Raw genomic sequence first — 25,754 nt, 5'->3', positions numbered from 1 at the left:
CGTCAGCGGCGTCCCGGCGAGCGGCGGCCCGTTCCCCCTGGCGCGCCAATGCCCTTTCCCGCGCTTCCACCCTCCACTCAGGACATTCCGCGGCACTGGCGAACCGACGAGGAAAGACACGAGGAGGCCAGTCCGATGAAGCGGATTCGCTCGGGACGGCGGGGGAGCCGGGGCCCGGAGCTGGGGAAGCTGAGAGAGGCCCACCGGCGGGCTGCCGAGGGCCGCGCGGGCACGGTGCTGCTCACCGGTCCGGCGACGGCGGGCAAGACGGACCTGATCCGCCGCTTCACCGACGAGCTGTCCGGCTCCGGCTCGGTGGTGCTGCGCGCCTCGGCGGCGCGGACGGAGCAGCGCGTCGGTTTCGGGGTGGTGGACCAGCTTCTGCTCGGCCTGCCGGAGACCGGAGCCCCGGGCGGAATCGCCGAGGGGCGCGACGCGGACGCCCGCGGCCGGCAGTTCTGCGACGCCGTGCTGGCGCTGACGGCCGACCGTCCGGTGGTGGTCGTGGTCGACGACCTCCATTTCGCGGACGCCGAATCCCGGCACGCGCTGCTGCACCTGCAGCGCCGCACGCACGAGGAGCCGGTGCTGTTCCTGTTCGGCGAACTGAGCCCGGCGCAGGAGAACGTGCGCTCCTTCACCGCGGAACTGTCCCGCCATCCCGGATGCGAGCGGATCCGGCTGGAACTGTTCTCGCCCGCCGAGACCGCCCGGTTCGCCGGGCCGGAGCACGCCGACGAACTCTGCTACGCCGCCACCGGCGGAAATCCGCTGCTGCTCGCCGCATTGCTCGCGGACCGCCGGGAAACCGGCGCCGCCCCGGCGCCGGAGAACTTCCGCTGCGCGGTGTCGGCCTGCCTGCACCGGGTGGGCCCGGCCGCGGTGCGGGTGGCCTGCGGCCTGGCGATCCTGGGCGGCGCGGACCGTCCCGCGCTGGCCCGGCTGCTGGGCCTGAGCACGCACGAGGTGGAGCTAGCGCTGCGCATGACGACCGAGACCGGGCTGCTCGTGGACGGAAAGTTCCGGCATCCGCTGGTGGCCGCCGCGGTCGGGAAAACCCTGGTGCCGGAGGCAGGCGCGGGGCTGCGGCTGGCCGCCGCGCGGGTGCTGCGCGACGCGGGCGCGCGGTCGCGGGCGATCGCCGAGCAGCTGGTCGCCGCCGGGGAGGCGCCGGACCCGTGGATGGCTGCCGCGCTCCGGCAGGCCGCGGCCGAAGCCCGGCTCGAGGCGGACCCGTCCTTCGCGATCGCCTGTCTGGAGCTGGCGCTGCGAGCCTCGGGCGGGATCGCCGAATCGGCCGCGATCGCCGCCGACCTCGTCCGGATCCAGTGGCGGAACACCCCGTTCGCCGCCGCCCGGTACCTGCGGGCGCTCGGCAGCGCACAGCGGCGCGGCCTGTTGGACGACCGCGACACCGGCGTGCTGGCCCGCTGTCTGGTGTGGCAGGGCGAGATCGCGGAAGCCCGGCAGCTGCTCGACCGCTGGCGGCTGGCGGCCGATCCGGCGGACGCCGGGAGCGCCCGCGAGATCCGCGCGGTCCGGCAATGGATCCGCTGCTCGTATCCGCTGCTCGGCGTGCCCGCCGAGGAGAGCGTGCCGGAGCAGCGGCAGGCAGGCCAGTTCTCCCGCCACGCCGACGCCGTGCAGGCCGCCGAGGCGTTGACCGGCGCGCTGACGGACGGGCACGGGCGCTCTCCGGCCGGCGAGGCCGAGGGGCTGCTGTACGGAAGGCCGTTGACGGAGGACCGGTTCGAAAGCCATTACGCCGCACTGCTGACCCTGGTGTACTCCGAACGCCCGGCCGAGTCGCGACACTGGTGCGATCGGCTGCAGCGCGCGGCGGCCGAACGCCGATCGCCGACCTGGCAGGCGATTTTCGCCGCGACGGCGGCGGAGGTCGCGGTCCGGTACGGGGACCCGGCGGACGCGCTCCGGCACGCACGCGCCGCGCTGCAGCACCTTTCCCTGCGGGACTGGGGCGTTTTCGCCGGACTGCCGCTGTCCGGCCTCGTGCTCGCCTCGACCGCGCTGGGCCGGCACGAAGAGGCGGGCGCGGCGCTGCGGCTGCCGGTGCCCGAAGCGATGTCCGGCAGCCGGACGGCCCCGCTGTACCTCTACGCCCGCGGCATGCACTACCTGGAGACCGGGCGGGCGCGTCCCGCGCTGGCCGATTTCCTCGACTGCGGCCGCTTGATGCGGCACTGGCGGATGGACCGGCCCGCCTTCGTGCCGTGGCGCTCGGGCGCGGCGTCGGCGTGGCTGCTGCTGGGGCGGCGCGAGGAAGCCCGGCGGATCGCCGAACAGCAATGGGGACTGCCCGGTGTGCCGGGCAGCGGGACGGGCGCGGCGTCGCTGCGAATCCTTGCCCTGTGCGGAGATCCGGCCGGACGGCCGGCGCGCTTCGCGGGCGCGGCCGGGCCGGACGCGGAGATCGGCCGGTTCGCGCTCGTGCGCGCACTGCGCGAACCGGCCGGGCGCGGGCTGCGTCCGGCGCCCGGCGACGGGGCTCCGGCCGCTTCCCGGCGGAAACCGCGGCCGCGTCCGGAAAAACCCGTGCCGCGGAACTGGAGTTCGCTGCTGAGCACCGCCGAGGAACCGGTGGCGACGATGGCCGCGCTGGGCATGACCAACCGGGAGATCAGCGCGAAACTGTTCATCACCGTCAGCACAGTTGAACAGCACCTCACCCGCGTCTACCGGAAACTCCAGGTGCGCAGCAGGGCGGAGCTGCCAGGACGGCTCCGGACGGCAGATTGTGCCGGCGATGCGAGCTGACCCGGCGCGGCGGTGTGTAATATCCGCCCGGACATCGCGGGCGGGCCGGCGAACGCCCGGAATGTGACGGTATTGCCGGGAAGTGCGAATGTCCAGTTCGGCCATGGGGGTTCCGGAGCCGGACCGGGGGGTTCGCCCAAGAATTCTGGGGCGTTGAATGAATGCATTACGCAGGTTTTTGCGCGGCCGCGCCAAGCGGGCGGCGACGGTGGCCTGTGCCGCCGTGCTGCTGCCCGGCGCGGCCGCCTACGCGGTGACCGATAGCGGGTCCCTCGGCGGGCCGCGGTCCTCGTTCGACCCGGAGCGCGCGCGGGCGCTGGTGGCGGAGATGACCCTGGACGAGAAGCTGTCGTTCGTCTCCGGGTCGGCGGACCCGGATTCGATCGGGGAGGCCGGGTTCGTGCCCGGCGTGCCGCGGCTGCGGATCCCGCCGCTGCGGATCACCGACGGGCCGGCGGGCGTCCGGATCGGCAAACCCGCCACCGCGCTGCCCGTTCCGGTGGCGCTGGCGTCCTCGTTCAACGACGGACTGGCCAAACAGTACGGATCGGTGCTGGGCGGCGACGCCCGCGCGCTCGGCGCCGACGTGGTGCTCGGCCCGATGATGAACGCGATCCGGGTGCCGCTCGGCGGGCGCAATTTCGAGACCTTCAGCGAGGACCCGCTCGTCACGTCGCACATCGCGGCGGCGGAAGTCTCCGGCATCCAGTCGCGCGGCGCGATGGCCTCGGTCAAGCACTTCGCGGGCAACAACCAGGAACAGGACCGCTACAGCGTCGACGCCAGGATCGACGACCAGGCCCTGCACGAGATCGAGCTGAAGCCGTTCAAGGCGGCCGTCGACGCGGGCGCGGCCTCGGTGCTGTGCTCCTACAACAAGGTCAACGGCGAACAGGCCTGCGGGAGTTCGGCGCTGCTGACCGACATCCTGCGCCAGCAGCTGGGCTTCCAGGGCTGGGTGATGTCGGACTGGTACGCCACGCAGTCCACCGGTTCCCTCGTCAAGGGACTCGACCAGGAGATGCCGGACAGCAAGTTCCTCGGCTCGGCGCTGAAGTCGGCGCTGGGCAGCGGCACGATCCCGATGTCCGCTTTGGACACCGCGGTGACCCGGATCGTGACCCAGATGGGCCGCTTCGGGCTGCTCGACTCCCCGCCGCCGGCCCGGCCGGCCCAGGACCCGGCCGCCGGGGCGAAGGTGGCCCAGCAGGTCGCCGAACAGGGCGCGGTGCTGCTGCGCAACGAGGGCGGCACGCTGCCGCTTTCCGGTGCGGCGGGCCAGAATCTGGCGTTGATCGGCCCCACCGCGAAGGTGCCGAAGGTCGGCGGCAAGGGCAGTTCGCTGGTGACCCCGGCGCACGCGTCGTCCCCGCTGGACACGATCACGGCGCGGGCGGGCAAGGGCGCGCGAGTGTCCTACTCGCAAGGCGTCAGCGAGGACTACGCGGCTCTCCCCGCCGCCCAGGTCTCGCCCCAGTTCCCCGCGGCCGCCGACGGCGCGATCACCGTGGCGCCGAGCCAGGTGCACCAGGGGACCCTGGACGTGCCCGAGACCGGCGACTACCGGTTCACCGCCGACGTGAGCGGTCCCGGCGTCGCGCTGCTGACCGTCGGCGGACGGGCGAAGGCGTTCATCCCCGGCATCCCGGCGACGCTGCGGGTGCACCTGGAGGCGGGCAAAGTCCCGGTCACGCTGGGACAGCTGGACGGTTTCGCCAACGGCGACATCACCGCGAAGCTGAAGTGGCTCACGCCGACCCAGGCCCACCAGAAGTTCGGCGAGGCCGTTGCCGCGGCCAAGAACGCCAAGACCGCCGTCGTGTTCGCCTACGACGACGAGAGCGAGGGCATCGACCGCGATTCGCTGTCGCTGCCGGATTACCAGAGCGAGCTGATCTCCGCGGTCGCCGCTGCCAACCCGAATACCGTGGTGGTGCTGAACACCGGTTCGTCGGTCGCGATGCCGTGGCTCGGCAAGACCAAGGCGGTGCTGGACATGTGGTACCCCGGCCAGCAAGGAGCCGAGGCGACCGCGCGGCTGCTGTACGGCGATGTCGCGCCCAGCGGACGGCTGACCCAGACCTTCCCGGCGTCACTGGACCAGACCCCGGTCGGCGGCAAGCCGGAGGCGTACCCGGGCAAGGACGGCACGGTGCAGTACTCCGAGGGCATCCAGGTCGGCTACCGGTGGTACGACAAGAACAGCGTGCGGCCGCTGTTCCCGTTCGGCTACGGGCTGACCTACACCCAGTTCGCCTACCGGGACCTGTCGGCGGCCTGGCGCGACGGCGGGCTCGACGTCGAATTCACCTTGTGCAACACGGGTTCGGCGGCGGGCGAGGAAGTGCCGCAGGTGTATCTGGGCGCCAGCCCGGAGGTCAAGGCGCCGCAGGCGGCCAAGGCGCTGGCGGGATACCAGCGGGTCAAGCTGGCCGCGGGGGCGTCCGCCCGGGTGAAGATGCGGATCGACGGGAACGAGCTGACCTACTGGGACACGTCGGCGAAGAGCTGGCGGGTCGGGACGGGGGACCGGAACGTCCTGGTGGGTCCGTCCGCCGCGGTGACGCCGTTGAGCCGTTCGGTGCGGATCAGCTGACGGGAGGGGCCGGGCGAGCGGGAGTTCCCGTTCGCCCGGCGCCGGTTCCGCCGCGGGGAAACCTCTACGCGGGCCGCAGCGCGGAACCGGCGACCCGGGAGATCTCCGCGTTCACCGCCGCGCCGTGCACGTTCAGGAAGAAGTGCCCGCCGGGGAAAGTCTTCATCTCGAAGCGCCCGGAAGTGTGCTCGCCCCAGGCCCGCACGTCCTCCAGCGGGGCCTTCGGATCCGCGGTTCCGCTCATCGCGTGGATCGGGCAGGCCAGCGGCTCTCCCGGCTCGTAGCGGTAGGTCTCGGCCGCCTTGAAGTCGTTGCGGATCGAGGGCAGCGACATGCGGAGGATCTCCTCGTTGCCCGACACCGGATCCTCGTCGCCGGACAGCTCGCGCACGATCTCGATCAGCCGGTCGTCGCTGGCGAGGTAGTTCTGCTCCGGGAAGTGCCGGGACGGGGCCCGCCGCCCGGTGACGACCAGCGCCAGCGGGGGACGGCCCTGTCCGGCGAGCACCCTGGCCGTCTCGAAGGCCACCGTGGCGCCGAGGCTGTGTCCGAAAAGGACGACCGGTTTGTCCAGCCAGGGCACGAGATTCTCCAGGCACGCCGACACCAGGCCGGGCACGTTGTCGATGCCCGGCTCGGAACGCCGGTCCTGGCGGCCGGGGTACTGCACGGCCAGCACGTCCAGCTTCGGCGCGAGCGTCCGGGCGACCGGGAAGAAGTAGCTGGCCGAACCCCCGGCGTGCGGGAAACAGACGAGCCGGGTCGGCGCCTCGTCGGCGGGCTGGAACCGGCGGATCCACGGTTCCGTGTCACTGATGCTTTTGGGCACGCGCAATCCGTCCTTCACGGTTCACAGCAAGCGGCCGTAGTCGCTCCCCACTCTCCTCGCACCTGGTCCGCGCGGACACCCCTATGTTCGCGCCGTGCCCCGGGAACCGGCGCTCAGGCGCGGACGGGCAGCGCGGTGAGACCGCGGATGAGCAGGCTGGACTGCCAGTTCAGCGAGCCGGGCTCGACGGCGAGGGCGAGCGTGGGCAGCCGGTCGGCGAGCACCCGGAAGGCGATCTCGCCCTCCATCCGGGCCAGCGCGGCGCCGAGACAGTAGTGGATGCCGTGCCCGAACGCGAGGCTCTTTCCCCGCGGGCGCCGCAGGTCGACCTCGTCGGGCCGCTCGAACACCTCGGGGTCCCGGTTCGCCGACCCGATCGCCAGCAGCACGGTCGAGCCGGGCGGGACGGTGGTCGCGCCGATGGTCACCGGCTCGGTCGCGAACCGCACGGTCGCGGTGTTCACCGGGCTGTCGATGCGCAGGAACTCTTCGACCGCGCCGGTCAGCAGCGCGGGTTCCCGCCGCAGCCGGTCCCACTGGGCGCGGTCCTTCAGCAGGGCGAGCACGCCGTTGCCGATCAGGTTCATCGTCGTTTCGTGCCCGGCCACGAGCAGCAGCGAAGCCATCCCGGTCGCTTCGGAGTCCGACAGCCGGTCGCCGTGCTCGTCCTCCGCGACGATCGCGGAGAGGATGTCTTCGCCGGGGCGGTCGCGTTTTTCCGCCACCAGCACGGAAAGGTACTCCGTCATCTCCGCCGACGCGGTCACGAATTCCGCGGGCGAAGCGGGCGACAGCACCGCGTGCGACCATTTCCGGAAGGCGGCCCGGCGGTCTTCCGGCACGCCGAGGATCTCGCAGATCACCTTCATCGGCAGCGGGAACGCGAGCGCGTCGATGAGGTCGACCGACGGCTCGCCGCCGGCGAGGCGCTCGGCCAGCGCGTCGACCAGTTCCTCTGCCAGCTCCTGGATCCGCGGGCGCAGCCCGGCGACGGCGCGAGCGGTGAACGCCTTGGCGACCAGCTTCCGCAGCCGGGTGTGCTTGGGCGGATCCGAGTTGAGCATGTGGTCGTGCGCGTCGAAGTCGTCGAGCGTCACCGCCGCGACCCCGGCGCCCGCCGCGCGCAGATCGTCCAGCGCGGCCGTGACGTCCTTGGACAGCCGCCGGTCGGCGAGCCCGGCGCGCACGTCCTCGTACCGGGTGACCAGCCAGGCGGGCGGCCCGCCGGGCACCTGCACCTTGGTGACCGGACGCTGCGTGCGCAGCAGCGCGTACAGCGCATACGGGTCGTCCGCGAAGCGCGGGGTGAGCAGGACGGCGTCGCCGTCGGTGTCGAATTGCGCGTTCATCTCAGTCCGCCTCGCGGGTAAGCGTGATTTTCGCGCCGTTCGGCGGGCGCTCGGGCTTTGCCGGAGCGTAGCGTTTCGCGATCGCCGGGCACCCCCCTAAGTCCGTTGCCCCGCCCCGTATCCGGAGCGGCCGGGCAGCGCGGGGCGAAAGCCGTTTCCCCGCACTGCCGCTCCGGTTTCTCACTCGGCGATCTTGGTGCGTCCCGTCCAGTGGTAGACCGCTACGCGGGCCTCGTCGGCCCCCTCGAACTCCCCGCGGTGCGAGAAGTGCTCGTATCCGCCGTCGACGCAGATCTTGACGTCCTCGGTGAGGTCGTCCACGTAATGCCCGTCGCCCAGCGGGGCGAGCCGGGACGGGGAACCGACGAGGTTGACTTTGATGCGTGCCATGGTGATTCTCCCATTCGCTCGACAATCTCAGGACAAGTCGTCACCGGGTCCGGGCGGCGGTGCTTCCGGCAGGCGCCAGCACGTCGACGATCGTCCGGACGACTTTCGGGGCCTGCGCGGCGAGATAGAAATGCCCGCCGGGATAGGTGGTCAGCGTGCAGGACGCGGTGGTGTGGTCGCGCCAGCCCTCGGCCTCTTCGACGGTCACCTTGGGGTCGTCCTCGCCGAGCAGGACGTGGATCGGGATCTCGACCACCGTCCCGGGCGGGCAGCGGTAGGTTTCGGCGGCCCGGTAGTCGGCGCGCAGCACCGGAAGGACCATCCGCAGCAGGTCGTCGTCGCCGAAGACCTGCGCGTCGGTGCCGCCGAGGGATTCGACCGCTTCGAGGAACCGGGCGTCGTCCGGTTCCTGGTGCACCCGCTCGTTCCGCGCCCGCGACGGCGCGACGCGGCCGGAGGCGAACAGCGCCCGCAATTCGGTGGCTCCGCCGGCTTCCAGCCGACGGGCGACCTCGAAACCGAGGGTGGCCCCCATGCTGTGGCCGAACAGCACCGTCGGCCGGTCCAGCCAGGGCCGCACGGCCTCGGCCGCCGCGTCGGCGAGTTCCGCGATGCTCTCCAGGCACCGTTCCGACCGCCGGTCCTGGCGTCCCGGGTACTGGACCGCCAGCACGTCGGCCGCCGAGGACAACGCCTTCGCCATCGGGAAGAAATAGCTCGCGGACCCGCCCGCGTGCGGAAAGCAGACGACCCGGAACGGCGCCCCGTCCCAGGGGTGATACCGCCGGATCCACCGGCTGCTGTCTTGTCCGCTGTCTTGTCCGGACACGGGCATCCCTTTCGTCGTCCGCGCTCTCGGCGAATGCGAGAAACCGCGGTTTCGAGGGTGCCGGAGGATCCGCGAGGGCATCAACCCCTAATAAGTCCGCGCCGCCCCCAGTCGGTCCGGCGGAAAAGCCCGAGCTTGTTTCACCCTATTGGCGGCTCCGTTCACCGAGCGCAGCCGGGCCGGTGAACGGAGGGGGAACGCGGGCGCGCGCGGACGGGCAATTCCCGCCGGGGAGAGGTGAAACGCGAGGCGCGACGGCGTACGGTCCCGGTGCCTGGGACGCCGGTGTTCGGGCAGGTCACCGGCGGTGTGCGGCGGTCGCGACGGCGCGCTCGCCGGCGTGGCGGGGGATTGCGAGCGCAGTGGGTGATCGCTAAGATCACTGTTGGCGGGAATAAACGGACAGGAACCCGGCATTGTCGCCGATGACCGAACACGGGAGCCTGCCGCACTAGTTTCCGGATGGCCGAAGAATAGACAGAAACGCATCTCTGGGGGAATCGTGGGGGCAGTCCGGACGAATCATTCGGCGGCGCGGGACCGGCGGTGGCGCGCCGGCGACCGGGGCTGCCGAAGGCTCGGCCGATAGCCGCGGCGACGGCCCGGGCGCCGGAATCGAACGAGGGCTCCGGCGCGGGGTCGGTGTTCAGGGACTGACCTCGTGGTTTCACCAGCGGTGCCGTCTTTCGCCGGGGCGGGGTCCGGGGAAAGAGCGGGCGGGAGCGAGGAATCGGCCCCCGGGACCGCGTCCGCCGGCAGGCCCGTCCCCGGGCGGGGCGGCCGGGCAAGACGGGGAAAAAGAATGCGGAACGAACTGGGGTAGGCAACGGTGCGCCCGGGAGCGGCGCGGCTTCCCGGGAGCGAGGCGAGTCGCCGGGGGCGATATCGGCGACTCCCGCGGCGTGCTGCCCGGCGTTCCGCTGTCGGATGCTTGGGGGCAGGACGGCAGTGCTGATCGAGCGCGGAAACGAAGTGAAGTTCCTGGAGGAGCTGTTTTCCGAAACGGATTCCGGGAACGGGAGAATAGCTCTGGTCAATGGCGCCGTGGCCAGCGGGAAGACCGAACTGCTCCGCACGTTCGCCGAACAGCGGGCGCGGGAGGGCGCGGTCGTGCTGACGATGACCGGAGACCGCGACCGCGAGACCCGCGCGTACGGCAGCCTGGAGCGGCTCGTCCGGGAGTTGCCGGTGCCGCGGGCGAAAACCCTCGAGCTGACGCGGTTGATCGCGCGGCCCCCGGACGGTGGTCCGCCTTCGTCGTTCGACGTCGCGAACCTCGTGCTCGAACTGACGCTGGAACTGGCGGAGAGAACGCCCCTGCTGATCACCGTCGACGACGCGCAGCACGTGGACGCGTCGTCGATGGACTGCCTGCTCCGGCTCGCCGAGCGCACGCGCTCGGCCCGGATCATGCTGCTGCTGGCGGAGCTGGCGCACGGCCGGTCGGCGCACCCGTCCTACCGCATCGAACTGGTCCGCCAGCGGCACTTCCGGCGGCTGGATCTCGCGCCGCTCTCGGCGGCGGGGGTGGCGAAGCTGCTGGCCCGGCATCTCGATCCGGACTCGGCGGAGCGGCTGGCCGCGGGGTGCTACACGATCACCCGCGGAAACCCGCTTCTGGTGCGCGCGCTGATCGAAGACCAGCTCGACTGGCCGGAACCCGGCCGGGACGCGCGCCCGGTGGTCGGCGACGCGTTCCGGCACGCGGTGCTGACGTGCTTGCGGCGCAGCGGATCCGACGTGCTGGCGCTCGCCCGCGTCGTGTCGGTGCTCGGCCCGGACAGCACGGTGGAGCGGCTCAGCGGGATCGTGCACCGCAGACCCGCGGACGTCACGCGCGCGTTGCGGGCCCTGCGCACAGTGGGTTTCCTGAACGGCAACGATTTCCGCGACTGGTCCTTCCGCGAGGCGGTGATCGACTGCACGGAGCCGGAGGACCTGGCGAAGCTGCACGTCACGGCGGCGCGGTCGCTGCACGCGGACAAGGCGGGTGCGGGCCGGGTGGCCCGGCATCTCCTCGCGGCGGGCGGCGAACCGGACGCGTGGGCGGTGGAGCAGCTGCACAGCGCGGCCGAGGAAGCGCTGCGCGCGGACGACGCCGGACGGGCCGTCGAATACCTGGAGCACGCGCTGACCGGGCAGCCGGACGGACCGCGGGCCGCCGCTCTGCGCGTCCTGCTGCTCCGCGCCGAACTGCGCGGCGGTTCCGCCGCCGACCGGCATCTGACTCTTCTGTGCGAGCACGAGCGCGCCGGCGACCTCGATCCGGAACAGAAAGTCTTCCTGGTGCAGCGCCTGCTGTGGGCGGGCAGACAGCCGGACGCCGAGCCCGTCCTCGACCGGCTCGGCCGCGAGTACGCCCGCCGGCGGTCGCGGAACAGCACGTTGGCCGACGTCGGCCATTGGCTGCGGCACGCGCATCCCGCGCTCGCGCCGCGCTGGGCGGAAGCGACCGGCGCGGCGGCCCGCGAGGACGCGGAGCCGGCGCGGTGGGCGGCGTCCGCGTCGGAAGCGCTGATCACGGTGCTGGGCGGCGCGGACGAGCCCGGCGCGGTCTCGAAGGCGGAAAGCGTCCTCGAGGCGACGCCGCTCGACGACCTGACGGTCGGCCCGATGTGGTCGGCGTTGCGCACGCTGGTCTACGCCGACCGCCTGGAGACCGCGACGAACTGGTGCGACGCGCTGCTCGCGGAGGCGAAGGCCAGGGGAGTGGCGTGGTGGCGGGCGGTGTTTTCGGCCTGCCGCGCGGACATCGCGCTGCGGTACGGGGAACTGTCGAAGGCGTCCGGCCACGCGCACGACGCGATCGAGGCCGTCGGAGCCGAACGGTGGGGCGTCGCGATCGGGATGCCGCTGGCGGTGCTGATCCGCGTCGCCACGGTGATCGGCGACCACGAGGAGGTCCGCGAACACCTGCGGCAGCCGGTGCCGGAGGAGATGTACCGCTCCGGCTACTGCCTGCCGTACCTGCGGGCCCGCGGCCGGTACTGCCTGGCGACCGGCCGCGTCGAGGCCGCGCTCGCCGATTTCGAGCGGTGCCGGGAGCTGATGGCGGCGTGGGGGTTCGAAGCGCCCACGCTCGCGCCGTGGCGGACCGACAGCGCGAAGGCGCATCTTCGGCTCGGCGACGCCGACCGGGCACGGGAACTGGCGAACCGGCAGCTGGCGCATCCCCGGTTCCGTACGCCGCGGGTGCGCGGCGCCGCGCTGCGGATGCTCGCCGCGACCGAGGACGTGAGCTCGCGGCTGGCCATGCTGAAGGAAACCGTCGAGGTCCTGCACGCCAGCGGCGATCGGCTGGAGCTGGCGCAGGCGCTGTTCGACCTGAGCCGGACGCACCAGGCGATGAAGCAGTTCGCCAAGGCGCGGATGGTGCTGCAGCGCGCGCGGCGGCTGGGCCAGGCGTGCCGGCTGGAGGTGACGCCGCCGCGGGGAAGCGAGGAGCCCCGGCCGGAGCCGGGCGCCGAATGGACAGTGCCGGAACAGGCGGCTCCGCCGTCTTCGACGTCTCCGGCGTCTCCGGCTTCTCCGTCGGCTGATGCCTCCGATTCCTCCGGTGGCGCGGCCGCGGCTGTGCAGAACGACCAGATCCTGCGGATCCTGACGTCGTCGGAGTACCGGGTGGCGACGCTGGCGTCGTTCGGGTACACCAACCAGGAGATTTCGACGAAGCTGCACGTCACGCCGAGCACGGTGGAGCAGCATCTGACCAGGGTGTTCCGGAAGCTGAAGGTGAGCAAGCGGACGGACCTGCCGGTGGACCTCCAGCTGGAGGCGGCACGGGCGGGCGGGACGCGGACGGCGGGGAAGCCGAAAGTGTCCGGGCGGGGTCCGCGGTCGGACACGCCCTGAACGGACCGCCGAGCAGCAGGCGAGCCTGAACAGTGCCTCCGCCGGGTGGCATCCGCGAGCACCTGCACGGCTGATTCGGCCTCCGCGGACCGGCCGTTGCCGGGCCAGCGGCTCAAGCGGAAACCTTGTTTCGCGACGATTTCGAGGCGCGCGAAAAGAATGACACGCCAGGCCGTCGGAACCTTTCAGCCCGCTGAACGGACTGCCGGTCAAGGCCCGCTCCGGAAACGCGGCCGAAAAGGCAGGATCCGCACCCGATCAGCCCGCCCCGGAGGCGGGACAACCCCCCCGGCACAAATACCGTCCCCTAACCGGACCCTCCCGTGGTTTCCCTGGTCGGCGCCCTGAACGCCGGGTCACCCCCCTAAGTGCGGGAGCGGGGCGCGGCCGTCGCATAGGGGGTTGTCCGGCGTCGCGGGCGATCGCTACGTTCGCTGGACCATTTCCGAGTCAGGAAAACGGAATTCGACGAAATCCCGATTGCCGGGACGCTGTCGGCGCGATCGTTTTCCGGCACGAGTCCGCGCGGGTGCTGCCGGGACGGAATGCGTTCCGGCGCGACGGAAAGCGAGTGTTGGGCAATGGGAACAGCGAACCGCTCCGGGCAGTTGCCGCCGTCGGACGCCACCGGCCCGGAATCGGCGCCGGCCGACGAGGCCGGCCGCATCGCGTCCGCCTGAGTCACCGACACCCGAAACGGAGACGGCTGGTTCCATGGCCTTCGATTCCACGGCCTTCGACAGCGGCGCTGCTTCCGCGTCCCTGGCGGTCGTCGGGCTCGCGTCCGGACCGGAGCCGGCGGCGGAGATCGCGCGCCGGGCACTGGAGAACTCGGCGATCGTGCCCGGGCCGGCGGACGTGGTCGGGGTCTTCGCCGCCGGGCACCCGCCGGTCGGCGCCGAACTCGGCCTGACCGGCCCGGCGGAGACAGCGGACGGCTCGGCGGTCCGCCTGGCCGCGGACAGCCTCCGCTCCGGAGCGTCGACTCTCGTGCTCGCCGGCTGGACCTCGCCGGACCGCACCGTCTACACAGTACTGAAAGTCGCCGAGCGCGCCTTCGCCGACGACGATCCGGTCCACTGCCTGCTCGCCCCCGACGCGGTCGACGAGGATCTGTCCGAACTCGCGCAGGGCCGCGGCCCGGCCTCGGCGCTGCCGCCGCCGGAACGTCCCGCGACCCCCGAGGACGAGACGGCGGTGCCGATCCTCCTGTCGGCCGGAAGCCCGGAGGAACTGCGCGGCAAAGCCGGCACTTTGCTGGCACACCTGGAAAAAGCCGAGCCCCCGCCACTGCGGGACGTCGCGCGCACCCTCGCGGTCGCCCGGCCGCACCTGGCCTGCCGCGCGGCCGTGGTCGCCGCCGACCGCGAGGAGGCGCGCGCCGGGCTGGCGGAACTGGCGGACGGCACGGCAGTTCCGGTCCGGGCGGGGAACGGGCGCAAGGTCGCGCTGATGTTCCCCGGCGAGGGCGGCCAACGCCCGGGCATGGGGCGAGAGCTGTACTCGCGGCTCCCGGTGTTCGCGGAAGCACTGGACGAAGTCTGCGCGCACCTGGACGCCGTCTCGACCTGGTCGGTCCGCGAACTCCTCCTCGGCGAGAACGGAACTCGCGTCGACCCCGCCGACGAAGCCCTCTACAGCCAGGACGCCCTGTTCGCCCTGCAACTCGCGCTGTTCCGGCAGTTCGAGCACTGGGGCGTACGCCCGGACTTCGTGGTCGGCCATTCCGTGGGCGAGCTGGCCGCGGCCACCGCCGCCGGGGTGTTCGCCCTCCCGGACGTGTGCGCGGTGCTCGCCGAGCGGATCCGGTTGTTCCGCACGAAAACGATCGTCGGCGGCGCGATGGTGGCGATGCGCGTCACCGAGGCCGAAGCCCGCGCATCACTGGCCGGCCTGACCGGCAAGGCCGAGATCTCAGCGGTCAACGCGCCGCGGTCGGTGGTGCTCTCCGGCGACCGCGACGTCGTGCTGCGGATCGCCGAGGACTGGGCACGCCGCGGCCGCAAGGTCAAGCAGCTCGCGGTCGACCGCGCCTTCCATTCCCCGCACATGGCGCCGATGGCGGCCGACTTCGAAGAGTTCGTCCGCCGCTTGCCCGCCCGGCCGCCGCTCATCCCGATCATCCCGGTGCATCCCGGGCTCGGCACCGGCTCCGACGTGGTGTGCCGTCCCGAGTACTGGGGCGCGCAAGTCCGCGGCACCGGCCATTTCCTCGACTGCGTAAGGGGATTGGCCGCCGCCGGGGTCGACACCTATCTCGACCTGAGCGCCAACGGCGTCCTCGCCGCGCTCGTCGAGGAAACGCTTCCCGAGGCCGCGCGCGGCGACGTCCTCGTGACCTCGGCGTTGCGCAGCGCCCGGTCCGAACTCCACGCCGTGCTCGGCGCGGCGGCCGGACTGCACGGGCACGGCGTGCCGCTCGCGTGGCCGAGCATCGTCGCCGGCCGCCGGGTGCACCTGCCCGCCGAGACCGCCGAGACCGCCGAACCGGCCGGAACCCCGGCCCCGGCAAGGGATCTGGCCCGGCTCATCCGGGCCGAGACCGAGGCGTTGACCGGCGCGGACTACCGAGCGGACCGCACCTTCCTGGAACTCGGCCTCGACTCCGTCGCGGCGGTGGAACTCGTCCGGGCGCTGCGCCGCCGGACCGGCCTCCCGATCGCCACGACCGCGCTGTTCGACCACCCGACCCCGGAGCGGCTCGCCGCGCATCTCCGCGGTGCCGGTCCCCAGACCGCGGCGGCCCCGCGCACGGCGTCGGACGAGCCGATCGCCATCGTGGGCATGAGCTGCCGGTTCGCGGGCGGCGTAAGGAATCCCGACGACCTGTGGCGGGTCGTCGCGGACGGCCGCTCGGTGATCGGGCCGATGCCCGGGGACCGCGGATGGGACCTCGAGACCCTCTACGACCCGGACCGGGTCCGTCCGGGCACCAGTTGCGTGCGCGAGGGCGCGTTCCTGCACGACGCCGCCGAGTTCGACAACGCCTTCTTCGGCATCGGCGGACACGAGGCGCTGGAGATGGATCCGCAGCAGCGGTTGCTGCTGGAACTGGCCTGGGAAGCGTTCGAGCAGGCCGGGATCGACGCGACCGGGCTGCGGGGCTCCGACACCGGCGTCTACGCCGGGTTGGCGCACGACGACTACGGCGCCGGCGGCTTCGGCACGCATGAGAACCTCGCGATCGGGACGGTCTGCAGCGTCGCCTCCGGGCGCATCTCGTTCGCCTTCGGCTTGCAGGGACCCAACCTCGCCATCGACACCGCGTGTTCGTCGTCGCTCGTCGCCGTGCACTTGGCGGCGTCCGCGTTGCGCAGCGGCGAGTGTTCGCTCGCGCTGGCGGGCGGCGTGGCGGTGATGTCGACGCCGACGGTGTTCGTCGAATTCAGCAGGCAAGGCGGGCTGGCGCCGGACGCGCGGGTGAAGCCGTTCGCCGAGGGCGCCGACGGCACCGCGTGGGGCGAGGGCGGCGGAATGTTCGTGCTGGAGCGGCTTTCCGACGCCCGCCGCCGCGGCCATCCCGTCCTCGCGCTGATCGCCGGGTCCGCGGTCAACTCCGACGGCGCCAGCAACGGTCTCACCGCCCCCAACGGCGCTGCCCAGCAACGGCTTCTCGCCACCGCGCTCGCCGACGCCGGGCTCACGCCCGCTGAGGTCGACGTCGTGGAGACGCACGGCACCGGCACCAAGCTCGGCGACCCGATCGAGGCCGGAGCGCTCGCCGCGGTCTACGGCGCGGACCGTCCGGCGGACCGGCCGCTGCTCCTCGGCTCGCTCAAGTCGAACCTCGGCCACACCCAGGCCGCCGCCGGGGCCGCCGGGGTGCTCAAGATGGTGCTGGCGATGCGGCACGGCACCGTCCCCGCCACGCTCAACGTCGACCGGCCCAGCTCCCACGTGGACTGGTCCGGCGGCCTGCGCCTGGTCACCGAGCAGACCGCATGGCCGGACGGCGGCCGCGTCCGGCGGGCGGGCGTCTCGTCGTTCGGCATCGGCGGCACCAACGCCCACGTGGTGCTGGAACAACCTCCGGCGGACGACGAATCCCCAGCGCCCGCCGAGGTTTCCCCGGCTCCGATGTGGACTCTTTCGGCCGGCTCCCCGGAGGCCCTCCGCGCACAGGCTGCCCGCCTGCTCGCGCACTCCGCCTCCGCGGCCGACGCCCGCGACGTCGGGTTTTCGCTCGCCACGACGAGGGCCGCGCTCGCGCACCGGGCTGTCCTCGACGGCGACCGTCCGCGGCTGACCCGCGCGCTGGCCGCGTTGGCGGCCGGCCGGACCGACCCCGCGCTCACCACCGGCGAGGCCGGGGACGGCGGTGTGGCCTTCCTGTTCCCCGGACAGGGCAGCCAGCGCCTCGGAATGGGCCGCGCGCTGGCCGAGCGGTACCCGGTGTTCGCTCGCGCCTTCGACGAGGTGTGCGCCGAGTTTCCCTTGCCGCTGCGCGAAGTCGTGTCCGGCGAGGATCAGGAACGCCTGGACCGCACCGAATTCGCGCAGCCCGCGGTGTTCGCGTTCGAGGTCGCGGCGTTCCGGCTGCTGGAGCACTGGGGCATCCGCCCGGATCTGCTGCTCGGGCATTCGATCGGCGAGCTGGCCGCGGTGCACGTCGCCGGGGTGCTGTCGCTGCCGGACGCGTGCCGGGCGGTCGCCGCGCGCGGCTCGCTCATGCAGGCGCTGCCCGAAGGGGGCGCCATGTGGGCGGTGGCCGCTGCCCCGGACGAACTCGGCGAGTTGCCGCCGGGAGTTTCGCTGGCCGCGGTCAACAGTCCGCGTTCGGTGGTGCTCTCCGGAGTCGCCGAGGCCGTCGCGACGGTGGCGGAACGGTTCCGCGAGCAGGGCCGCCGGACCCGGCGCCTGCGTGCCTCGCACGCCTTCCACTCCGAGCTGATGACGCCGATGCTGGCCGAATTCCGCGCGGTGGTGGCAGAACTGGACTTCCAGCCGTCGCGCATTCCCGTGGTCTCGGGCTTGACCGGCCGGATCGCCGCCGACGCCGAACTGTCCACACCGGACTACTGGGCGGCGCACGCCCGCGAGGCCGTCCGGTTCTCCGCCGGCATGCGGACCCTCGCCGGCGAGGGCGTCACCACGTTCCTGGAGATCGGCCCCGGCGCGACCCTGACCGAGCCTGCCTCGGACTGCCTGGACGACGCCGAGGACGCGGCCGTGCTCCCCGCGGTCCGGGACGACGACGTGCGCGCCGCGATCGCCGCCCTGCACGTGCGAGGGCACGGACCGGACTGGGCCGCCTGGTACGCCGGAAGCGGAGCGCGCCCGGTGCCCCTCCCGACTTACGCCTTCCAGCGCAGCCGGTTCTGGCTGCCCCCCGAAACCGCACCCGCCGCGGAAAGCAGCGAGGACACGGAGTTCTGGGAAGCCGTCGCCGACGGCGACCCGGAGCGGTTCGGCAAGCTCCTCGGCACCGACCTCGACGTCACCCGGCTGCTGCCCGTGCTGGCGCGCTGGCGACGCGGCCGCGACCGGGACGCCGAGGCGGACCGGCTGCGGTACCGGATCAGCTGGCAGCCGGTCGCCGACCGCGACGCCACCGAACGGAACTGGGCCCTGCTGCACCCCGCCGGGCACTCGGTCCCCGAGCCCTTGGCCGCCGCGCTCGGCGGAGCCGTGCGCGCCGTCGAGCCCGGCTCCTCGCGCAGCGAGATCGCCGCGCTCCTGCGCGAATGCGGACCGGTCGACGGCTTCGTGTCCTTGCTGGCGCTGGACGAACGGCCGCACCCGGACGCTCCCGGCGTCCCCGTCGGGCTCGCCCTGACCACCGCCCTCGTCCAGGCCGCGGCGGACCTCGACCTCGAAGTCCCGCTGTGGTGCGCGACCCAGTCCGCCGTCTCGACCGGCCCCGGCGACCGGCTCGACGCGCCCGCCCAGGCGATGGCCTGGGGTCTCGGCCGGGTCGCGGCGCTGGAGCATCCGCGCTGGTGGGGCGGGCTGGCCGACCTGCCGGGGACGGTGGACCGGGCGGCGGCCGAACGGCTGGCCGGGGCGCTGGCCGGGGACGAGGACCAGATCGCGGTCCGCGCGTCCGGGGTGTTCGCGCGGCGGCTGCTGCGCGCCCCGGCGGCGGACGGGGCAGGCGGCTGGCCGCGCCGCGGCACCACCCTGGTCACCGGCGCGTTCGGCGCGCTGGGCCGCCGGCTCGCCCGGTGGCTGGCCGCCGAAGGCGTCGAGCGGCTGCTGCTGACCGGCCGCCACGCCGGCGACCCCGGGTTCGTCGCCGAACTGACCGCGCTCGGCGCGGAGGTCGAGGCGGTCGCCTGCGACGTCGGCGACCGGCAGGCGGTGGCGGACCTGCTGGCCGCGATTCCCGCCGACCGGCCGCTGACCGCCGTCGCGCACGCGGCCGGGGTGCTGGACGACGGCGTCCTCGGCGCACTGGACCCGCAGCGCCTCTCGCGGGTGCTGCGCGGCAAGGCCGGCGGCGCCCGTCACCTCCACGAGCTCGCCAGCGGACTGGAAGCCTTCGTGCTGTTCTCCTCCGCGACCGGAGCCGTCGGCAACGCAGGACAGGCCAACTACGCGGCGGCCAACACCTACCTCGACGCGCTCGCGGACCAGCGGCGCGCGGACGGGCTGCCCGCCACTTCGCTGGCCTGGGGGCCATGGGGCGGCAGCGGCATGGCGGTGGACGGCGCGGACGCGACGGCGGTCGAGGGTCGGTTGCGCCGCAACGGAATGACTGTGCTCGATCCCGACGTCGCCCTCGCCGCGATGGCGAAAGCGGTCGCCCGCGGCGAGTCCGGTCTCGTGCTCGCCGACGTCGACTGGGACCGGTTCCTCCAGGCGTTCGCCGGCGCCCGGCCCAGCCCGCTGCTCCGAGAGCTGCCGGAAGCCCGCCAGAGCCAGGCCGCCGCTCCGGCGGCCGAACCGGCCAGGCTGCGGCTGACGGGCCTGTCGACGGCGCAGCGCCGCCGCGAACTGCGCGAACTGGTCTGCGAGCGCGCCGCGTCGATCCTCGGGCACGCCTCGGCCGCGCAGGTCCAGCCGAACCGGCCCTTCCACGAGCAGGGGCTCAGCTCGCTCGGCTTGGTCGACCTGCGCAATCAACTCGGCGCGCGGACCGGGCTGCGCGTGCCCGCCAGCGCCCTGTTCGACCATCCGACCCCGGTCGCGCTGGCCGCGTACCTGGAAGCCGAACTCGCCGGCGCCCCGGCCGATCCGCCGCCAGCGGCCGAAGAAGGTTCCGAAGCGTCCGAAGCGGACGTGCTCGGCCGGGCCGAACGGGAAGTCCTGCTGGCGCTGGAGGAGCTCATCGATGACTGACAACGGCGAGTTGCTGGCCACGCTGGACCGGGTGACCGCCGCGCTGCGGGACACCCGGGAGCGGCTGCGCGCGACGCGGGAGCGGGCGCGGGAGCCGATCGCGATCGTCGGGGCCGGCTGCCGGTTCCCCGGAGGGGTGACCGACCCGGACGCGCTGTGGCGGCTGCTCGAAGACGGCAAGGACGCGGTGACGGCGTTCCCCGCCGACCGCGGCTGGCCCGCCGACCTCTCCGGCGCGGGCGGCTTCCTCTCCGACCCCGCGTGGTTCGACGCCGCGTTCTTCGGCATCGGCCCGCGCGAAGCCGAGTCGATGGACCCGCAGCAGCGGCTGCTGCTGGAGGTCTCCTGGGAGGCGCTGGAACGGGCCGGCATCGACCCGGAGGGCCTGCGCGGCTCCCGCACCGGCGTGTTCACCGGCACCAGCGAGCAGGACTACCGGCAGCTGCTGCTGCCCCGCCTGGACGAGCACGCCGACCATCTGGCGACCGGCACCTCGGCCGCCGTGGTGTCCGGGCGGGTCGCTTACCTGCTCGGGCTGGAAGGGCCGTCGGTCTCGGTCGACACCGCGTGCTCGTCTTCGCTGGTCGCCCTGCACCTGGCGGTGCGCGCGCTGCGCGGGGGAGAATGCGACCTCGCGCTGGCCGGCGGCGCGCTGGTGATGTCCACTCCCGGCATCTACCGCGCGTTCGAACAGCAGGGCGCGCTCGCCGCCGACGGGCGCTGCAAGGCCTTCGGCGACGGCGCGGACGGCGTCGGCTGGGGCGAGGGCGCCGGCGTGGTCGTGCTGGAACGGCTGTCCGACGCCCTCGAACACGACCGTCCCGTGCTGGCCGTGGTCCGCGGCACCGCGATCAACTCCGACGGCGCTTCCAACGGCCTGACCGCGCCCAGCGGACTGGCCCAGCAACGCGTCATCCGCGCCGCCCTCGCCGACGCCGGGCTGCGCCCCGAGGACATCGACGCGGTCGAGGCGCACGGCACCGGCACCCGGCTCGGCGACCCCATCGAGGTGGCCGCCCTGCAAGCGGTCTTCGGCGGGGACCGGGCCGCGCCGCTCGCCCTCGGCTCGGTCAAGTCCAACCTCGGGCACGGCCAGGCCGCCGCGGGGATCGCCGGACTGCTGAAAATGGTGCTCGCCCTGCAGCACCGCACCCTGCCCCGCACCCTGCACGCGGACACCCGTTCGTCCCAGGTGAACTGGACCGGCTCGGTCGAGGTGCTCACCGAGAACCGCCCGTGGCCGGCCGGGGAAGGGCGGCCGCGCCGGGCCGGCGTGTCCGCGTTCGGCATCAGCGGCACCAACGCGCACGCGATCGTCGAAGAGGCGCCGGACCGCCCCGCCGCCGCACCGGCCGGGAAGGACCAGCTGCCCTGGGTGCTGTCCGCGCGCACCGAATCCGCTTTGCTGGCCAGGGCCGGCCAGCTGCTGTCCCATGTGGACGGACGCGATCCGGTGGCGCTGGCACACGCGCTGATCGCTTCGCGCAGCACCTTCGAGCACCGCGCCGTCGTGCTGGACGAAGACCCGCGGACGGCGCTGGACGTGCTGGCCTACGATTCGATCGCCCCCGGCCTGGTGCGCGGGACCGCCGATCTGACCGGCAAGGTCGTGTTCGCCTTCCCCGGACAGGGCGGCCAGTGGGCGGGCATGGCCGCGGACTTGCTCGACAGCTCCCCGTTGTTCCGCGAGCACCTCGAACGGTGCGCCCGGGCGCTGGCCCCGCACACCGACTGGGACCTCCTCGCCGTCCTGCGGCAGGAACCGGACGCGCCGTCCTTGGAGCGCGTCGACGTCGTGCAGCCCGCGTTGTTCGCGGTGATGGTGTCGCTCGCCGCCGTCTGGCGCGCCTCGAACATCGAACCGGACGCGGTGATCGGCCACAGCCAGGGCGAGATCGCCGCCGCGCACGTCGCGGGAGTGCTGAGCCTGGAAGACGCCGCGCTCGTGGTGTGCCGCCGCGCGAAGGCGCTGACCGCGCTGTCCGGCCTCGGCGGCATGGCCTCGGTCGAACTGTCCGCCGAGCTGCTGCGGCCCCGCCTGGACGAGCGGCTGGTGCTCGCCGCGGTCAACGGACCGGACGCGGTGGTCGTCGCCGGGGATCCCGAAGCGCTCGACGCGTTGGTGACCGAGATGGCCGAGTCCGGGATCAAGGCCCGCCGCCTGGAGGTCGACTACGCCTCGCACTCTCCGGCGGTGGAGGCGGTCCGCGAACGGCTGCTCGCCGAACTGGCCCCGGTCACGCCCCGGGCCGCGAAAATCCCCTTCCACTCCACGGTGACCGCTTCCGTGCTGTGCGGAGCCGAACTCGACGCCGGGTACTGGTACCGGAACCTGCGCCAGCCGGTGCGGTTCGCCGAAACGCTGGCGGGCCTGCCGGCGCCGGAGTTCGCCTTCTTCGTCGAGGTCGGCCCGCATCCGGTGCTCGCGCCCGCGATCGCCGCGACGGTCGGGGAGGACGCCGTCGTCACCGGCACCCTGCGCCGCGGCGCGAGCGGCCGGGAAGCGTTCTTCGGCGCGCTGGCCGAGGTCTACGTCCGCGGGTTGCGTCCGAAGTGGACGGAGCTGGGCGAGCCGGGCAGTCCCGGGTTCGCCGCGCTGCCGACCTACCCGTTCGAACGCAAGCGGTTCTGGCTGGCGCGGAAGGAAATCCGCCGCAGCACCCATCCGGTGCTCGACCCGCCGGTCGAGCTGGCGGGCGCCGGCGAACTCGTGCTCGCGGGCAGGCTGTCGACGGCGGAGGCGCCGTGGCTGGCCGATCACCGCGTGCTGGACGCGGTGGTGTTGCCCGGCACCGCTTGGCTCGAACTCGCCTTGACCGCCGGCGCCGCGGCCCGGTGCCCGGCGGTCAAGGAACTCACCCTGGAACGTCCGCTGATCCTCCCGAACGATGCGACGGCGGCGGTCCAGTTGCGGGTCGGCGCCCCGGACGCGGACGGGCAACGCGGCTTGGAGCTGCACGCGAAAGTCGACGGTTCGGCGTGGGTGCGGCACGGCGAAGGGATTCTCGGCCCGCGGCAGGCGGAGCCCGAGCCGCTCGGCGCGTGGCCGCCGGAAGGCGCGGAACCAGTCGCGCACGACGGGCACTACGCCAGCCTGATCGAGCGAGGATTGCGTTACGGCCCGGCCTTCCAGGGCTTGCGCGAGGTGTGGCGGCGCGGCGACGAGGTCTTCGCCGAGATCAGCTGCCCGGTCGACCCCAAGGGTTTCACCGTGCACCCGGCGCTGCTCGACTCCGCCTTGCACGCCCTCGGTTTCGCGGCCGGCGTCCCCGCCGTCGACGGCCCGATGCTGCCGTTCAGCTGGACCGACGTGACCGCGCATTCCGCGCGCCCGGCGGCGTTGCGAGTCCGCCTGCGCGGAGGGCTGGACGGCTCGGTGCGGCTGGACGTCGCCGACGGCCATGGCGCTCCGGTGCTGTCGGTGGGCTCCCTGGCACTGCGGCCCGCCGCGGCCCGCGACGGAGTGCCCAGGGACGCGCTGTTCCGGGAGAAATGGGTCGAGGTTCCCGCCACCGGCGGCGCCGCGGGCACTGTCGTGGCTGTCGGCACGGACACCGCACAGTTCCCCGCGTACGCGGACCTGAACGCGCTGGCCGCCGCTGTCGTGGCGGGAGAACCGGTGCCGAACGCGGTGCTCGTCAACGCTTCCGAGGGCTCGGTGCGGGACTCCGCGCACCGAGCGCTGGCGCTGGTGCAGTGGTGGCTCGCCCATCCGGCGTTCGCCGCGTCCAAGCTGGTGTTCCGCACGACGGGCGCGGTCGCGGCCCGCAGCGGTGACGAGCTGCCGGACCTGGCCGGCGCGGGCGTGAGCGGCCTGGTGCGCTCCGCCCAGACCGAGGAGCCCGGCCGGTTCGTCCTGCTCGACGCCGACGAGGTCACGCCCCTGACTGTGGCTGCCGCGCTCGGCTCCGGCGAACCCGAACTCGCCCTGCGCGGGGGAGTGCTGCTGGCACGCCGCCTGGTGCGGGCGTTCGCCCCGACGCCCACGCGGTTCGCCGGCGCGGACGACGTCGTGCTGATCACCGGCGGCACCGGCACTCTCGGCGGACTCCTCGCCCGCCACCTGGCGACCGCCCACGGCGTGCGGCGGCTCGTGCTGCTCAGCCGCCGCGGCTCCGCCCCGGACCTGGTCGCCGAACTCGCCGGGCTGGGCGCGACGGCTGTCGTGGAGTCCTGCGACGTCGCCGACCCGGCCCAGCTGTCCCGCGTGTTCGCCGAACACCAGCCCACCATCGTCGTGCACGCGGCGGGCGCGCTCGCCGACGGCATCGTGGCGGCCCAGACCCCGGAGCAGCTGGACACGGTGCTGCGGCCGAAGGCGGAGGCCGCGCTGCACCTGCACGAGCTCACGAAAGACAAGCCGCTCAAGGCGTTCGTGCTGTTCTCCTCGGCCGCGGCCGTCGCGGGCAGCGGCGGCCAGTCGAACTACGCCGCCGCGAACGCGGTCCTCGACGGGCTCGCCCGTCGGCGGCACGCACTCGGCCTGCCCGCGCTTTCGCTGGCGTGGGGGCGATGGGCCGAGCGCAGCGAGCTGACCCGGCACCTCGCCGCCGGCCCCGGCGAACTGGCCACCGGGGAAGCGCTCGCGCTGTTCGACGTCGCGGTGTCGCTGCGCGATCCCGTGCTGGTGCCCGCCCGGTTCGACCCGGAGGGCGCCGAGGACCGGCCCCTGCTGCGGGAACTGGCCGAACGGCCGGACACCGAGGACGGCGACCTCCGGCAATGGCTGGACGGCCTCGCCGGCCGGGAACGGGAGCAAGCGCTGCTCGACTTCGTCCTCGCCGTCGTCGCGGGCGCGCTCGGGCACGAGGACGCCGCGGACCTGCGCCCCACCGCCGGGTTCCTGGAGATCGGCGTCGACTCGCTGGCCGCGGTCCGCATCCGCAACCAGCTCGCCGGGGCCCTGCGGCTGCGGCTGCGCGCGACGGTGACCTTCGACCACCCCAGCCCCGCGGTGCTGGCCCGGCACCTGGCCGAACTGCTGTCCACCGGCGCGGAGGAGGCGATCGACGAGGAAGGCGCGCGGATGCGCGAATCGGTGCTGCTCGCCCGCGACTCCGCGTGGCAGGCGACCCGCGTCTTCGCCGACTCCGTCGCCGAGCTTGCCGAGCGGCCCGCCCCGGTCCGGCTCGCCGGCGGCGACGCGCGCACCGCGCTGGTCTGCGTCCCCGGCATCGTCGGCATGTCCGACCCGGTGCAGTTCGCGCGGCTGGCCAGGTCCTTCAAAGGCGAGCGGGACGTCTGGGCGGTGCGGCACCCGGGGTACCGCCGCGCCGAGGCACTGCCCCGGACCCGGGAAGTGCTGGTGGACCTGCACGCGGAGGCCTTGCGCGCCGAACTCGGCGACCGGCCGTTCGTGCTGACCGGACTGTCCGCCGGCGGACTGGTCGCGCACCAGATCGCGCGCCGCCTGCACGAACTGGGCACGCCGCCCGCCGGGGTGGTGGTGCTCGACAGCTACGTGCCCAGCGAGCACCAGCGGCTGGTCCGGCTGCTGCCGGGGCTCGGCGAGGAAGCACAGGCCCGGATGGACAACCCGGACCTCGCGGTTCCCGGCGACGACGGCTGGATCACGGCGATGCTGCACTACCAGGACTTCGACTGGGCCCCGGCCGAACTGCCGATCCCGGTGCTGTTCGTCCGCGCCGCCCAGCCGCTGGAGGGCTGGCCGGCGGACTGGGCGCCGGTCTGGCCGTTCCCGCACACGCTCGCCACCGCGCCCGGCAACCACTTCACCATCCTCGAGGAGCACGCGGCGGACACCGCGGCGCTGATCGGGGCGTGGCTGCGCGACACCCTCCCGCCCGCGGGCGGCGAGCACTCCGACCGGACGACCACCTGAGGGGATCCACC

At 73.6% G+C, this 25,754-nt stretch carries 9 protein-coding genes; 5 read left to right on the top strand and 4 right to left on the bottom strand.

The features are described 5' to 3' along the window. Positions 1-135: 135 nt before the first annotated feature. On the top strand, positions 136-2,775 hold the full coding sequence (locus F9C12_RS05030; RefSeq protein WP_409464954.1) for an AAA family ATPase: 2,640 nt from the start codon (positions 136-138) through the stop codon (positions 2,773-2,775). A 157-nt stretch (positions 2,776-2,932) separates the two neighbouring features. Beyond that, positions 2,933-5,371 (top strand): beta-glucosidase, encoded by a 2,439-nt coding sequence (locus tag F9C12_RS05025; protein ID WP_409464953.1) that lies wholly within the window; start codon positions 2,933-2,935, stop codon positions 5,369-5,371. A 64-nt stretch (positions 5,372-5,435) separates the two neighbouring features. Here the strand turns inward: F9C12_RS05025 and F9C12_RS05020 are convergent, their stop codons facing one another. From F9C12_RS05020 to F9C12_RS05005, 4 genes are all read right to left on the bottom strand, one after another. Then, the gene (locus F9C12_RS05020; RefSeq protein ID WP_409464952.1) at positions 5,436-6,200 is read right to left on the bottom strand and encodes a thioesterase II family protein; all 765 of its coding nucleotides are present in this window, start codon (positions 6,198-6,200) and stop codon (positions 5,436-5,438) included. 113 nt (positions 6,201-6,313) lie between these two features. After that, complete coding sequence (locus F9C12_RS05015; protein WP_409464951.1) at positions 6,314-7,549, bottom strand: cytochrome P450 family protein; 1,236 nt, start codon at positions 7,547-7,549, stop codon at positions 6,314-6,316. 180 nt (positions 7,550-7,729) lie between these two features. Then, complete coding sequence (locus F9C12_RS05010) at positions 7,730-7,939, bottom strand: DUF5988 family protein (RefSeq protein WP_409180785.1); 210 nt, start codon at positions 7,937-7,939, stop codon at positions 7,730-7,732. A gap of 40 nt (positions 7,940-7,979) precedes the next feature. Further along, positions 7,980-8,774, bottom strand: coding sequence for a thioesterase II family protein (locus tag F9C12_RS05005; RefSeq protein ID WP_409464950.1), 795 nt, complete (start codon positions 8,772-8,774; stop codon positions 7,980-7,982). A gap of 966 nt (positions 8,775-9,740) precedes the next feature. On the opposite strand from F9C12_RS05005, the gene F9C12_RS05000 reads away from it, so the two are divergent. The 3 genes from F9C12_RS05000 to F9C12_RS04990 all read left to right on the top strand — a co-directional run bounded on the left by F9C12_RS05000 (position 9,741) and on the right by F9C12_RS04990 (position 25,743). Then, positions 9,741-12,620, top strand: coding sequence for an AAA family ATPase (locus tag F9C12_RS05000; RefSeq protein ID WP_409464949.1), 2,880 nt, complete (start codon positions 9,741-9,743; stop codon positions 12,618-12,620). A 714-nt stretch (positions 12,621-13,334) separates the two neighbouring features. After that, a complete protein-coding gene (locus F9C12_RS04995) occupies positions 13,335-19,901 on the top strand; it encodes a type I polyketide synthase (RefSeq protein ID WP_409464948.1) in 6,567 nt (2,188 codons plus the stop codon). Next, the gene (locus F9C12_RS04990; protein ID WP_409464947.1) at positions 19,894-25,743 is read left to right on the top strand and encodes an SDR family NAD(P)-dependent oxidoreductase; all 5,850 of its coding nucleotides are present in this window, start codon (positions 19,894-19,896) and stop codon (positions 25,741-25,743) included. The genes F9C12_RS04995 and F9C12_RS04990 overlap by 8 nt, the downstream gene beginning before the upstream one ends. Positions 25,744-25,754 lie beyond the last annotated feature (11 nt).

The organism is Amycolatopsis sp. GA6-003 (assembly GCF_046267895.1).
GTDB lineage: Bacteria > Actinomycetota > Actinomycetes > Mycobacteriales > Pseudonocardiaceae > Amycolatopsis.
The sequence above is the reverse complement of the archived record's forward strand: the minus strand, read 5'-3'. Positions and strand labels throughout refer to the sequence as shown.

What these genes read in the sequence shown, in the direction of transcription:
- F9C12_RS05030 (WP_409464954.1), top strand. Translation starts at nt 136, where the DNA reads ATGAAGCGGATTCGCTCGGGACGGCGGGGGAGCCGGGGCCCGGAGCTG.
- F9C12_RS04990 (WP_409464947.1), top strand. Translation starts at nt 19,894, where the DNA reads ATGACTGACAACGGCGAGTTGCTGGCCACGCTGGACCGGGTGACCGCC.
- F9C12_RS04995 (WP_409464948.1), top strand. Translation starts at nt 13,335, where the DNA reads ATGGCCTTCGATTCCACGGCCTTCGACAGCGGCGCTGCTTCCGCGTCC.
- F9C12_RS05010 (WP_409180785.1), bottom strand. Translation starts at nt 7,939, where the DNA reads ATGGCACGCATCAAAGTCAACCTCGTCGGTTCCCCGTCCCGGCTCGCC.
- F9C12_RS05005 (WP_409464950.1), bottom strand. Translation starts at nt 8,774, where the DNA reads ATGCCCGTGTCCGGACAAGACAGCGGACAAGACAGCAGCCGGTGGATC.
- F9C12_RS05025 (WP_409464953.1), top strand. Translation starts at nt 2,933, where the DNA reads ATGAATGCATTACGCAGGTTTTTGCGCGGCCGCGCCAAGCGGGCGGCG.
- F9C12_RS05015 (WP_409464951.1), bottom strand. Translation starts at nt 7,549, where the DNA reads ATGAACGCGCAATTCGACACCGACGGCGACGCCGTCCTGCTCACCCCG.